This window comes from Nocardiopsis sp. ATB16-24, from assembly GCF_030271535.1.
GTDB lineage: Bacteria > Actinomycetota > Actinomycetes > Streptosporangiales > Streptosporangiaceae > Nocardiopsis.
Window position 1 is genome coordinate 40515 of the sequence record NZ_JASCXJ010000010.1, and the last position, 12614, is coordinate 53128.

Consider the following 12614-nt stretch of genomic DNA (forward strand, 5'->3'; position numbering starts at 1 on the left):
CGAGGACAGTGAGCGTGGACGCTAAGGACATGGGACGGGATCTGGAGAAGATCCTGGTCACCGAGGAAGAGATCAGGACGCGCCTCAAGGAGTTGGGCGCCCGGATCGACGCGGACTACGCGGGCAAGGATCTGCTCATCGTCGGTGTGCTCAAGGGCGCCGTCATGGTCATGGCCGATCTCGCACGGGTGCTGCACACCCCCGTCTCCATGGATTGGATGGCGGTCTCCTCCTACGGGGCCGGAACCACCTCCTCTGGCGTGGTGCGCATCCTCAAGGACCTGGAGACCGACATCAAGGACCGCGACGTCCTGATCGTCGAGGACGTCATCGACTCGGGACTGACCCTGTCCTGGCTGGTGGGCAACCTGAAGTCGCGCGGTCCCCGCTCGGTGGAGGTGTGCACCATGGTCCGCAAGCCGCTGGCCTTCGAGGTCGACCTCCACGTCGAGTACGTCGGCTTCGACCTGCCGAACGAGTTCATCGTCGGCTACGGCCTGGACTACGCCGAGAAGTACCGCAACCTGCCGTTCATCGGCACTCTCGCCCCGCACGTCTACGAGAAGTAGTCGCCTCCCGTGGGCGCTCGCACGGGCGCCCACGGGAGAAGGGGGACGGCGCGAAGGGGGCGTCTCGGGAACAACACGGCCCCGTGCCGTCGTTGCCCTCATGACGGCCTCCGTACGTTCCCGTGCGGTGTCCCCGCCAGGCGAGGCGAGGTGTACCGTCGAATATCCCGGCGATCTCGCGGGGAGCCACGTGTCCGTTTAGGTCCTGCTTCGGAAAGTCCTCTGGGGCGGGCGGCCTGGTCAGGAGGGACGGACCCGACAGGGTTTCGCTCACATGAATCTGAAGCGCTTTTTCCGCGGCCCGTGGATCTGGATCCTGGCCGTCGGCCTCATGCTCATCATCGGTTTCCGCGTGTTCGATGTCGGTGGGGGTCCCCAGCCGGAACCGACCGACATCTCCACCGTCCACCAGCTCATCGAGCAGGACCGGGTGCGCGACGCCGAGATCGTCGACCGTGACCAGCGCATCCTGCTGACCACGGTGGACGGTGACATCCACGAGGCGTACTGGGTCGAGGGTCAGGGACTACAGCTGGCGGACATGCTCCAGACCTCCCTGGACAGCGAGGACGGCGAACTGGAGTCCTACCAGGTCTCGGTCGCCACCACCCCGATCTGGACCACCGCCCTGTTCAGCCTGCTGCCGCTGATCATCATCATCCTCATCTTCTGGTTCATCTTCAGCCAGATGCAGGGCGGCGGGTCGCGCGTGATGAACTTCGGCAAGTCCAAGGCCAAGCTCATCACCAAGGACACCCCCAAGAACACCTTCGCCGACGTCGCCGGTGCCGACGAGGCCATCGAGGAACTCCACGAGATCAAGGAGTTCCTCCAGAACCCGACCAAGTTCCAGGCGATGGGCGCCAAGATCCCCAAGGGCGTGCTGCTGTTCGGCCCGCCCGGAACGGGTAAGACCCTGCTGGCCCGCGCCGTCGCCGGCGAGGCGGGTGTGCCGTTCTACTCCATCTCCGGCTCCGACTTCGTCGAGATGTTCGTCGGTGTGGGCGCCTCCCGTGTGCGCGACCTGTTCGAACAGGCCAAGGCCAACGCCCCCGCGATCATCTTCATCGACGAGATCGACGCGGTCGGCCGCCACCGCGGTGCCGGTATGGGCGGCGGACACGACGAGCGCGAACAGACCCTCAACCAGATGCTGGTCGAGATGGACGGCTTCGACGTCAAGGGCGGGGTCATCCTCATCGCCGCCACCAACCGGCCCGACATCCTGGACCCCGCGCTGCTGCGTCCGGGCCGTTTCGACCGCCAGATCGTCGTCGACCGGCCCGACATGGACGGGCGTCGCGACATCCTCAAGGTCCACTCCAAGGGCAAGCCCCTGGCCGACGACGTCGACTTCGACGTCATCGCCCGTCAGACCGCCGGGATGACCGGTGCCGACCTGGCCAACGTCATCAACGAGGGCGCGCTGCTGTCGGCCCGCGCCGACAACAAGGTCATCACCCACGCGGTCCTGGAGGAGGCCATCGAGCGGGTCATGGCCGGTCCCGAACGCAAGACCCGGGTGATGTCCGACCAGGAGAAGAAGGTCATCGCCTACCACGAGGGCGGCCACGCCCTGGTGGGCCACGCGCTGCCCAACGCCGACCCCGTGCACAAGATCACCATCCTGCCGCGCGGACGGGCCCTGGGTTACACGATGTCGCTGCCGACCGAGGACAAGTTCCTCACCTCGCGCTCGCAGATGATGGACCAGCTGGCCATGATGCTCGGTGGACGCGCCGCGGAGGAGCTCGTCTTCCACGAGCCCACCACGGGGGCGAGCAACGACATCGACAAGGCCACCACCCTGGCCCGCAACATGGTCACCGAGTACGGCATGAGCGAGCGCCTGGGCGCCCGTAAGTTCGGCTCCTCCAACACCGAGCCGTTCCTCGGCCGGGAGATGGCGCACACACGCGAGTACTCCGAGGAGATCGCCTCCATCATCGACGAGGAGGTGCGTCGTCTCATCGAGAGCGCGCACGACGAGGCCTACGACGTCCTCGTGGAGTACCGGGACGTGCTCGACGACCTCGTCGTGGCCCTCCTGGAGAGGGAGACCCTGACCAAGCAGCAGGTGCTGGAGATCTTCGCGCCGGTGCGCAAGCGCCCGGCCCGCGGTTCCTACACCGGTTACGGCAAGCGTCAGCCCTCCGAACGGCCTCCGGTGCTCTCCAAGAAGGAGCTGGCCACACTCAACGGTTCCGAGTACCAGTCCTCCGTGACCGGTGGGCGGCTGCCCGGCTCCTCCGCCAGAACCGAGGGAGAGGACGCGTGAGCGACATCGACGAACGACCGCACGGAGCCGTCGACCCAGAGGAACCGCCGCGCAGGGCCGTGGACCGGGAACGGATCGAACGCGCCGTACGCGAGATCCTCATCGCCATCGGCGAGGACCCCGACCGCGACGGTCTGCTCCAGACCCCCGCGCGTGTGGCCAGGGCCTTCGAGGAACAGTTCGCCGGGCTGGGGCAGAAACCGGGTGACGTGCTCACCACGTCGTTCGAGGCCGACCATGAGGAAATGGTCATGGTCAAGGACATCGAGCTCTACTCCACCTGCGAGCACCACCTGGTGCCGTTCTACGGAGTGGCGCACGTGGGATACATCCCCGGTGCGGACGGTCGTATCACCGGCCTGAGCAAGCTCGCCCGTCTGGTGGACGTGTACGCGCGACGCCCACAGGTCCAGGAGCGGCTCACGGGTCAGGTGGCCGACGCGATCATGGACTACTTGCAGCCGCGCGGCGTGATCGTCGTCATCGAGGCCGAGCACCTGTGCATGACCATGCGGGGCGTGCGCAAGCCCGGGGCGAAGACGGTGACCTCGGCGGTACGGGGGGTCTTCCGCAGCAGCGACCGGACCCGCTCCGAGGCCATGAGCCTCATCCTGGACCGCCGTTAGGGCGGCCGGAACCGTTGACGGTGTGAAGTAAGGCGTCTGAACTGCGGTGACGCTTCTATGTCAGGCGGCAGGCCGATAAGCCTCCTCGGCCTGCCGCCTGACCTGTTGACCTTGCACCCGTGGTCGCTTCCTGTCATTCGACGGTGACTACAAGGACAAGATCACCGGGAAACAGGGGAACTCTTCGGTCACCGCGCGCCCGACCGCCCCGCGCCACCGGGTCCACACGTCGGTGGTCTGCGGGTGGTGTGGTGCCGTCCGGGCCTTGGCTGTCGGTGTGTGCGGTGGTGGCCGGAGCGAACCGGGCGGTGGGTCCGTCGGTGGCGCTGGTCATGCCCCAGGTGGTGTCGGGGCGAGGAGGAGACGGGGTCGTCGGCGGCCGGGGCGATCGGAGGCGTGTTCGCCGTCTCCTTTCCCCGTAGACCGGTGCGGGCGGGGGCCTTCGCCCGCACCGGCCGTGTCAGAGGGTTCAGGTGGTCTTGTTCTGGGTCTCCTGGGGGCGGGGCGTCGTTTGTTCGTCCTTGCCGGTGAGTGGGGAGCCGCCGCACACACCGTCGGTGAACAGTCCCGGTCCGGTGTCGGGGTGGGTGGTGCGGACCCAGGCCAGGTAGGTGCCCTGGCGTTCCACCGCTTCTTGTTCGGCGGGGGTGAGCGGTCGGTCGGCCGACGTGGCACCCGGCCGTGGCCTGCGTCGTGGGGTCACCACGGGGTCCCCTTCCTGGGGAGCGGGACCGATGGGTGTCCGGTGTGGCGGCGAAGATCGGCCTCCAGCTGGGCGGGGGTGGGCTCCACGTGGGAGCGCCAACGAGCACGCCGGTCGCGCGCGGTGGCCACCCAGTAGGTACCGGTCCAGGCGATGCGGTGAGTGCTCCCCCAGGCCTGGTGGAGCCGGGCCAGCACCGCCTGGGGCTCTTCCCACCGGTAGCCGGTCACGTCCACGTGCACACCGTCGTGCCCGGCCTCCTCCACACACACCCGGCGTCGGGCGCATGTGTCGAGGGCGGTCTGTCCGCACGGGGGCGGGATCACCGGGCGCGGGTCGGGGATCATCACGCCGCCTCCAGACGGTGGAGGCCGGCCAGTACGGCGTGCAGTACATCCAAGCTGGGGCCGGCGGGGCGGGGGGTCGCGTAGCTACGGACACGGGACGCGCGGCGGGGACGAGACCACGGGGTTCGGGGCGCCATGGGCGCACACCTCCTACAAGGGCGCCGGGTGGGAAGCCCGGCTGCTGTTCAGGTAGTGCCATGCTGCCCCAGTGCAATCAAGAATGCAATATTCACTTTCAAAGTAATGACACACTCACTACAGATCGGTTCAGTCTAATGTGAATGGTGAGAAGAATGTCGCAGAAACCGCCCTCGCGCGTAGAATCACGGCCACCGACGACCACGAGGAGCGACGCGTTGGCCGCCAGCCCCACACTCCGCAGACGACGCCTGGCCCGAGAGCTACTGCGCCTGCGTGCAGTGAAGGGGCTGACCGTGGACGCGGTCGCCAAAGAGGCCAAGAAACGAGCCCCCGCTCAGAAGTGGTCAGCTGCGAAGGTCACCCGCATCGAGAACCGCAAGGTCCAGAAGATCCGCGAGGCCGACCTGCTCACCCTCCTCGACATCTACGGCGTCACCGACCCCGGGGACCGCGCCTCCCTGGTGACCCTGGCAGCCGAAGCCAGTCGCACCGGCTGGTGGGTCGGATACAAGGACGAGTTCGGCGCCGCCGCGTACATCGACCTGGAGACCGAGGCGACGGAGTTACTCAGCTACCAGCTCGGCGTCATCCCCGGCCTGCTCCAGACACCGGGATACGCGCGTGCCGTCATCGAGGGCAGCGGAGTCACCGACCCTGGCGAGGTCGACCGGCGCGTCGAGGCCCGGATGATGAGGCGTTCCCTGCTCGACAGGCCGGACGCTCCACAGCTCACCGCAGTCATCGACGAAGCGGCCTTGCACAAGGTGACCGGCAGCGTTCTGGAGGAGCAGATCCGCCATCTGCTCGTGCCTCGTCCGACTGTGCAAGTGCATGTGGTGCCCGACCGGGCAGGCCTCCACCCGGCGTTGTCAGGGTCGTTCGTGGTGATGGTGTTCCCGCACGATCCGTCTCTGGTGTACCTGGAGCAGTCCATCAGCGGCATGTTCCTGGAGGAGGAGCCGGAGATCGCGCACTACGGCCAGGTGTTCTCCGCCGTGCGGAATATCGCTCTGCCACCAGCGGAGACAGTGGCATTCTTGGAGAGCAAGCTGAGCTCCGACCAGAAGTAGGACCCATGCCCGAGCGTTCCCACACCGCCCTCGTCTTCCGTAAGAGCAGCTACAGCACCGGCAAGGGACAGGACTGCGTCGAAGTCGCCGACCTTCCCGCGGGTGCGGCTGTGCGTGACTCCAAGCACCCCGACGCCGGCCACCTCCCCTTCCCCGCGGACGAGTGGTCCGCGTTCCTGGACGCCGCGCGGCACTGATCCGAACACAACGAAGGCCCCCAACGTGATGCCGGGGGCCTTCGTTTCGCTGTACCTGAACAGCGTTCCCGGGAGCACCCTACCCCCGCTGGAGGACCACGGGGAAGGGTCTACCGACCCACGTGGACGCCCGGCCAGACTCGGCCACACTTGACCGGAGCCAGAGCCGTGACCAATCGCAGGGCTCTCGACGACGTCACCACGGACGCCCTGTCCAAGGCGGCGAGTGTCGAGCTGAGGAAGCGCATGATCACCAACTAGAAGAGGGCGCCGTGTATTCATCCCTGGAATTCCGTAAGAGCAGCTACAGCGCTAACGAGAGCGCCTGTGTGGAGGTGGCGGACGCACTCGGCGTGTCGGCCGTCCGCGACACGCAGAACCGCGATCTGGGGGCGCTGGCGTTCCCGTCCTCTGAGTGGCAGGCGCTGATCGACACGGCCCGCCGGGAGGCGTAGCCGAACATGCGCAGGCCCCCACCCGATCCGAGTGGGGGCCTCCGTGTATTCATCCCGCGCCGAGTCCACCGATCATCCAGGCCCGGCTGGGACGCCGGCCCTGCGCGTCCAGGCCCCACCCGACGCCGCAGATCTCGACGCTTTCGCCCTCGTGTATCAGCAGGTGCCAGAGGCCAGGCCGTGGCCAGATCCCCGAGGGCTTCGCGCACCTCCTTCGGATGCGCCGGTCTGTCCGCTCGGACACCTGGTGGCCATGCCCGGTCAGGAGGCGGACGATGGCCGCGCCGTCGAGCCGCCACCCTGCCCGCACCGGTACCTCCGTGTTCGGCGCTCCCGTCGTCGCCGGAAGGCCCGGCGGGAGCGCCATGGTGACGGCGGAAGGAGCCGAGGGACGGCGCTTCCGACGCTCCCGTGGGCGCGTAGGGTGATTCCCATGGGGCAGAAACACACACTGCCGGGCCTGCCCGTCCTCGGGCGCTGTCTGGTCATGGGGGTCGTCAACGTCACCCCCGACTCCTTCTCCGACGGCGGTGCCTGGTTCGATCCCGACCGTGCGGTCGAACACGGCATGCGCCTGGTCGAGGAGGGCGCCGACATCGTCGACGTGGGCGGTGAGTCCACCCGTCCCGGCGCCCAGCGGGTCTCCGCCGAGGAGGAAATGCGCAGGGTCCGCCCGGTCGTGCGCGAACTCGCCGCGCGCGGTGTCGCGGTCAGCGTGGACACCATGCGCGCGGAAGTGGCCGAGAAGGCGGTGGAGGACGGCGCCGTCCTGGTCAACGACGTCAGCGGAGGGCTGGCCGATCCGGCCATGGCCAGGCTCGTGGCTTCTTCCGGCGTTTCCTATGTGTTGATGCACTGGCGTGGGCATAGTCATGACATGCAGAGCCGTGCTGTGTACACGGATGTCGTCCAGGAGGTCCTCGATGAGCTCCGCGACCGTATGGAGGCCATGATCAGCGCAGGTGTAGACCCCGGCCAGATCATTCTGGATCCTGGGTTGGGATTCTCCAAACGCCCCGAACAGGCGCACAACTGGGCGCTGCTCCATCACCTCGAACGCTTTCGGGAACTCGGACGACCGGTCCTGGTGGCCGGATCGCGCAAACGCTTCCTGAGCCGCCTGCTCGGCGACTCCGAGGGCGGGGACCGCCCGTTCGTCGAGTGCGACGCCGCCACCGCGGCCGTCACCACTTTGGCCGCCGACCGGGGCGCGTGGGCCGTACGCGTCCACGACGTCCGCTCCAGCGCGGACGCCGTGCGTGTCGCCGCGGCCTGGGCCGACGGAGGCGCCCGCCTCGACCGGGGACGCGCCGAGCCGGTGGGCCGGGGCGGCCTGTGAGATCACGCCAAGAGGTCATGGAGCGCGTGGCCGAGGCCAACGCGGATTTCTACAGCGCCATCGAGAACGGCGACATCGACCTGATGGGCAGGGTGTGGGCGGAGGAGCACGAGGCCCCCGACCTGGTGTGCGTGAACCCGGGCTGGCCGCTGCTGCGCGGGCGGACGGAGATCATGCGCGCCTGGTCGCTCATCATGGCCAACGTCACCTACATCCAGTACGTGCTCACCGAGACCCACATCGGGGTCGGTGGGGACATCGCCATCGTGACGTGCGAGGAGAACGTGCTGACCGCGGAGGACGGCAGCCCCGGCTTCGTCGCCGGAGGGCAGGTGGTCACCACCAACCTGTTCGTGGACACCGACCAGGGATGGCGGCTGTGGTCGCACCACGCGTCACCGGTGCTGATGGAGGAGGACGAGGACGAGGGAGAGGTCGAGGCCTGATGCGCGACCGCGTCGCGCTGCGCGGACTACGGGCGCGCGGCCACCACGGCGTGTTCGACTTCGAACGCCGTGAGGGTCAGGACTTCCTGGTCGACGTGGTGCTCCACCTGGACACCGCCCCGGCCGCGGCCTCCGACGACGTGAACGACACCGTGCACTACGGTCTGCTCGCCGACCGCCTGGTCGCGATCGTGGAGGGGGAGCCGGTCAACCTGATCGAGACCCTCGCCGAGCGGCTCGCCGGGGAGTGCCTGGCCGAGGAGCCGGTGGAACGGGTGGAGGTGACCGTGCACAAGCCGTCGGCGCCCATCGAGCACGAGTTCGCGGACGTGGCGGTCACGATCACCCGGGACCGGGAAGAAGCGAAGGGACGAAGATGACCCGTGCCGTACTCTCCCTGGGCTCCAACCTCGGTGATCGGATGAAGGCGCTCCAGGGCGCGGTGGACGCCCTGCTGGACGGGACGGACGCGCCCGCCCCGGTGGCGGTGTCGCCCGTCTACGAGACCGCTCCCGTGGGAGGACCCGAGCAGGGGGCGTTCCTCAACGCGGTGATCGTCGTGGACCACGACGGCACGCCCCGATCGCTCCTGGAGCGGGCCCGTGCCGCGGAGGAGGCCTTCGACCGGGTCCGCGAGGTCAGGTGGGGACCGCGCACACTGGACGTGGACGTCATCGCCTTCGGGGAGGTGCGTTCCGACGACCCGGAACTGACCCTGCCACATCCGCGCGCGCACCTGCGTGCCTTCGTGCTCCGGCCGTGGCTCGACCTCGACCCCCTCGCCCGGCTACCGGGCCACGGTCCCGTGGCGGACCTGCTCGCGAAGGTGACGGCGGAGAGCGGGCAGGACGGGCAACGGCTGCGCCGACGTACCGACCTGCGGTTGCTCCTGCCGGGCGGAAGGAACCCGCGCTGATGTCGGAGGACGAGGAGAGGCGCCTGCGCCCCACGGGCTGGAGGGTCCCGACGCTGCTGGTGCTGGTCGGGGCCCTCCTGGGGCTGCTGATGACCAACGCGTTGCAGAACCTGCCGCTGTTGCCGTGGTCGGCGATCCCCACGCTGCTCCTGCTCGCCCTGGCGGAGGCGTTCACGGCCGGCCGGACCCGGCGGCGCATCCGCCGGGAGCCGGGCACCGAACCGATGCAGCCGCTCAGCGCCGCCCGACTGGTCGCTCTGGCCAAGGCCAGCGCCCTCTTCGCCGCACTGGCGCTGGGTTTCTTCGGGGGGATGGCGCTGTCGGTGTCGGACACCCTGATACTGCCGACCCACTGGGAGGTGTTCCTCACCGCGCTGGGCACGGCCCTGGCCGCCGGTCTGCTGCTGGCCTCCGCCCTCTACCTGGAGTACGCCTGCCGGGTTCCCGAGGACCACGAGAACGGCGACGACCCCTCCCACGGCGCGTAGTGCGCCCGTGCCCTCCCGGCCGCCCCGGACGTCGGGGCGCGGGTCGTCGCTCGCGCGCCGCCCGTGCGCCGGGCCGCCCCCGCCGGGCCGCGCCGAGAACGGTGGGAGGGCGATCCCTCGGTCGACCCCTCCCGCGCCGAGCCGCTCCGGCACGAGCTTGCCGGCGGATGGTTGACTGGCTTCGTGGAGACCAGTGATCCGACACCGACGCCGCACCCTTCCGAGGAACGGAGCCCGACGGACGAGCGGTCCCTGCCGCTCGCCGCCGCCTTCGCGCCGCCGGCGGGCATGTCCTGGAACCGTGTGGCGCCCGCCCTGGCCTGGTACCGCAGGATCGTGATCGGCGTTCTGTGCCTGGCCGTGGGGGGCGGTGGGGCGCTGCTGCTGTTCTTCTGGAGGTCATGGCCCTGGGTCGCGGCCTGGGCGGCACTCGTTCTGGCGGTCCTGGTGGCGGGCTGGATCCTGGCGGGACTCTTCCACCGGTCATGGGGGTACGTGGAGGCCTCCGAGGAGCTCTGCCTCACCTACGGGGTGTTCGTCCGACAGTTGGTCGTCATCCCCTACGGACGCATGCAGGTCGTGGACGTCACCGCCGACCTCCTCGAACAGGCGTTGGGGATCGCCACAGTGAGAGTGCGCACCGCCGCGAGCACCGCCGACACCAGGGTGGTGGGCCTCCCCTTGGCCGAGGCCGTCCGGATGCGCGATCGGCTCGCGGCGCGCAGCGAGAGCTTCTCGACGGGGTTGTAAGTGCACGGACCAGCTCACCCGCCACAGGAACCCCACGGGTCGTCGGGCTCGCAGGGGCGGCCTCCCGGACCGCCGAACGTTCCCGGGCCCGGCGGGGCCGACCCGAGGACGCCCGTGGGCCGACCTCCGGCGCCTTCTCCGCACGCGCCCGTGCTCCTGCCTCCGTCCCTCGGACGACGTCCGCCGCCGGTCCCGCGCCCCGGACCCGAGGACGACGTCACCACGGGCGTGTACCGCTCCCACTGGATGATCGTTCCGCTCCAGGTCCTGGCGGTGGCCCTGGTCTTCGTGGCACTGATGGGACCGATCCTCAACACCTTCGGTTTCGGCTGGGTGATGATGCTGACGGTGGCCGTCGCCTTCGGCACCCTCGCCTATGTCCTGCCCGCCTGGTGGTACGGCACCTTCGGGTTGAGGGAGGACCACCTGGTGGTCCACAGCGGCCTGGTCATGCGCAGCTCGCGGGAGGTCCCGCTCAGCCGCCTCCAGGCGGTGGACGTGGTCCGACCCCTGCTCCTCCAGGTCTTCGGCATGGCCGACCTGCGTGTGGAGATGGCGGGGGGCGACGCGAGCGCCATCCGCCTGCGCTGCCTCCCCCAGGGTCTGGCCGAACGCATGAGGGCCGCCGTCCTCGCGCACGCCGCGGGTCTTCCTGGACGTGCGCCCGAGGCACCGGAGTGGTCGTTCTACCGGTTGCCCTTCCTGCTCCTGCTCGGTGCGCTGACCTTCCGCGTCCCGGTCCTGCTGTCCTTCATCCTGTTGCTCATGCTCGCGACGGCCGGGGTCGTCTTCGGCGAGTACGGTGTCATCGGCGCGCTCCTGCCGCTCACCCTGGGTCTGCTGCGCTACTTCTGGGGACCCCTGGCCCGTTACACCGACTACTACGCCTCCCTGTCCTCCGACGGCCTGCGGTTGCGCTACGGCATGTTCCAGCGGCGCATGCAGACCGTTCCGCCCGGTCGGGTGCAGGCCGTCCGCGTGGTCGAACCCCTGCTCTGGCGAGCCCTGGGCGTGGCGCGTGTCGAGGCCAACGTCGCCGGGTACGCGGGCGCGCGTCAGGGCGACTCCGCCACCCTGCTGCCGGTGGCGCCGCGGCGCAGGGCCTTCGCCCTGGTCAACGAACTCTTCCCCGAGAGCGAGGCGGCGCACGTGCCGCTGGTGCCCAACCGCAGTCCGGTGCCGAGCCTGATGGGAGTGGACGAGCACCTGTTCATCAGCATCAGAGGTCTGTTCTGCCTGGTCACCGAGATCGTTCCGGTCGAACGCGTGCAGGCGGTCCGGTTGGTGGCCGGTCCCCTGTCCCGCTTCACCGGGCGGGTCGCGGTGGACGTGGACACGCCGCCGGGACCCGTCCGCGCCAAGGCGCCCGGCCGTGACGCGGGGGAGGCCCGCCGCTTCGTGGACGCGTTGGTGGAGTACGGGAGACGGGCCCGGGTGCCCGCGGCCGGAACCGAGCGTTGGGAGACCCGATCGACCCTGACCCGGCGGCGGGGGCGGGTCGAGGAACCCGACCGTGGGACCGCGGGACCAGGGGAGCCGAAGGCCGAGAAAACGGGCGCGTGCGACACCTCTGATGAGAAGGGGACGCAAGGGGCGGGAGACACCCCCGAACCTTGATATGGCGTACGTCACATTAAGAGGCTGGTGGGCTTCCATTTATGGTCTACATGTCCGACATGGATGCTCACTGGTGGTGATACTTCCAGGTCGGTGTCGCGAAACGCGTCGCTGTTTTGGTCACGCGCGGCGACTGAGTATGGCTAAATGGTGACCGAACACGAGATGTGTTCACTGTCATACACATCGTCAACGTTATCGACCGGTTGGCGCCCCCCGCCAACGGGTCTGACGGGAGAAACCACATGCTGAAGAAGGCTCTCGCCGCCAGTGCCATCGTCGCCGCCGCCTCGGGCGTCCTGTTCACCGGCGCTCCGGCCATGGCCAACAGCAACGTCTTCACCTCCGGCAACGGCTCGATCCTCGGCGGCAACCAGCTCGTGGCCGACCTCGACGTGCCCATCAACGTCTGCGGCAACGCCATCGCCATCCTCGGTGTGGCCGGCGCCAACTGCCACGACTCCGGTTCCACCGTCAAGAACTAGGACGTGGGCACGCCCGGCCGGGCGGAGCGTCCGGACGAACCGGACCGGCCGGGGAGCACGGACTCTCGAACGCAGGCGCCACCCCGTGACGACGAGGCGGCGCCTGTGTCATGTCCGGGGGCGGGGCGGCAGGTCACCGACCGGGGAGGACTATCGTGTGCTCAGAAGTCACGGCGGGGCGGAACGC

16 protein-coding genes are annotated in these 12614 nt (G+C 69.1%); 14 read left to right on the forward strand and 2 right to left on the reverse strand.

Features of this window, described 5'->3' with window-relative positions; all coding sequences use genetic code 11:
- Window positions 1–14: 14 nt before the first annotated feature.
- The 3 genes from hpt (at window position 15) to folE (ending at window position 3473) form a co-directional block, all read left to right on the forward strand.
- Window positions 15–569 (forward strand): hypoxanthine phosphoribosyltransferase, encoded by a 555-nt coding sequence (gene hpt, locus PFX91_RS12800; protein ID WP_285731732.1) that lies wholly within the window; start codon window positions 15–17, stop codon window positions 567–569.
- 274 nt (window positions 570–843) lie between these two features.
- Window positions 844–2847, forward strand: coding sequence for an ATP-dependent zinc metalloprotease FtsH (gene ftsH / locus PFX91_RS12805; protein WP_285731733.1), 2004 nt, complete (start codon window positions 844–846; stop codon window positions 2845–2847).
- Complete coding sequence (gene folE, locus PFX91_RS12810; protein WP_502888316.1) at window positions 2844–3473, forward strand: GTP cyclohydrolase I FolE; 630 nt, start codon at window positions 2844–2846, stop codon at window positions 3471–3473. The genes ftsH and folE overlap by 4 nt, the downstream gene beginning before the upstream one ends.
- Before the next feature lie 469 nt (window positions 3474–3942).
- On the opposite strand, the gene PFX91_RS12815 is transcribed toward folE, so the two are convergent.
- Together PFX91_RS12815 and PFX91_RS12820 are read right to left on the reverse strand one after the other, a co-directional pair.
- A complete protein-coding gene (locus tag PFX91_RS12815) occupies window positions 3943–4179 on the reverse strand; it encodes a hypothetical protein (RefSeq protein WP_285731734.1) in 237 nt (78 codons plus the stop codon).
- The gene (locus PFX91_RS12820) at window positions 4173–4523 is read right to left on the reverse strand and encodes a hypothetical protein (protein WP_285731735.1); all 351 of its coding nucleotides are present in this window, start codon (window positions 4521–4523) and stop codon (window positions 4173–4175) included. The genes PFX91_RS12815 and PFX91_RS12820 overlap by 7 nt, the downstream gene beginning before the upstream one ends.
- Window positions 4524–4879: 356 nt before the next feature.
- Here PFX91_RS12820 and PFX91_RS12825 point away from each other — a divergent pair, with 356 nt between their 5' ends.
- From PFX91_RS12825 to PFX91_RS12875, 11 genes are all read left to right on the forward strand, one after another.
- A complete protein-coding gene (locus PFX91_RS12825; RefSeq protein WP_285731736.1) occupies window positions 4880–5734 on the forward strand; it encodes a helix-turn-helix domain-containing protein in 855 nt (284 codons plus the stop codon).
- A 5-nt stretch (window positions 5735–5739) separates the two neighbouring features.
- Window positions 5740–5931, forward strand: coding sequence for a DUF397 domain-containing protein (locus tag PFX91_RS12830; protein ID WP_285731737.1), 192 nt, complete (start codon window positions 5740–5742; stop codon window positions 5929–5931).
- Window positions 5932–6203: 272 nt separating this feature from the next.
- A complete protein-coding gene (locus PFX91_RS12835; RefSeq protein ID WP_285731738.1) occupies window positions 6204–6386 on the forward strand; it encodes a DUF397 domain-containing protein in 183 nt (60 codons plus the stop codon).
- A 433-nt stretch (window positions 6387–6819) separates the two neighbouring features.
- Window positions 6820–7725: a dihydropteroate synthase gene (folP, locus tag PFX91_RS12840; protein ID WP_285731739.1), complete on the forward strand. Its 906-nt coding sequence runs from the start codon at window positions 6820–6822 to the stop codon at window positions 7723–7725.
- Window positions 7722–8171 (forward strand): nuclear transport factor 2 family protein, encoded by a 450-nt coding sequence (locus PFX91_RS12845; protein ID WP_285731740.1) that lies wholly within the window; start codon window positions 7722–7724, stop codon window positions 8169–8171. Before folP ends, PFX91_RS12845 begins: the two co-directional genes overlap by 4 nt.
- Window positions 8171–8551, forward strand: a complete 381-nt coding sequence (folB, locus tag PFX91_RS12850) for a dihydroneopterin aldolase (RefSeq protein WP_285731741.1) — start codon at window positions 8171–8173, stop codon at window positions 8549–8551. The genes PFX91_RS12845 and folB overlap by 1 nt, the downstream gene beginning before the upstream one ends.
- The gene (gene folK / locus PFX91_RS12855) at window positions 8548–9087 is read left to right on the forward strand and encodes a 2-amino-4-hydroxy-6-hydroxymethyldihydropteridine diphosphokinase (RefSeq protein ID WP_285731742.1); all 540 of its coding nucleotides are present in this window, start codon (window positions 8548–8550) and stop codon (window positions 9085–9087) included. The genes folB and folK overlap by 4 nt, the downstream gene beginning before the upstream one ends.
- Window positions 9087–9575, forward strand: a complete 489-nt coding sequence (locus tag PFX91_RS12860; RefSeq protein ID WP_285731743.1) for a DUF3180 family protein — start codon at window positions 9087–9089, stop codon at window positions 9573–9575. Before folK ends, PFX91_RS12860 begins: the two co-directional genes overlap by 1 nt.
- A gap of 303 nt (window positions 9576–9878) precedes the next feature.
- The gene (locus PFX91_RS12865; RefSeq protein WP_352231673.1) at window positions 9879–10325 is read left to right on the forward strand and encodes a PH domain-containing protein; all 447 of its coding nucleotides are present in this window, start codon (window positions 9879–9881) and stop codon (window positions 10323–10325) included.
- A gap of 246 nt (window positions 10326–10571) precedes the next feature.
- Window positions 10572–11942, forward strand: a complete 1371-nt coding sequence (locus PFX91_RS12870; protein WP_285731857.1) for a PH domain-containing protein — start codon at window positions 10572–10574, stop codon at window positions 11940–11942.
- A gap of 245 nt (window positions 11943–12187) precedes the next feature.
- Entirely contained in the window at window positions 12188–12427 is a 240-nt protein-coding gene (locus PFX91_RS12875; RefSeq protein ID WP_285731745.1) for a chaplin family protein, read from the forward strand.
- Window positions 12428–12614: the final 187 nt, after the last annotated feature.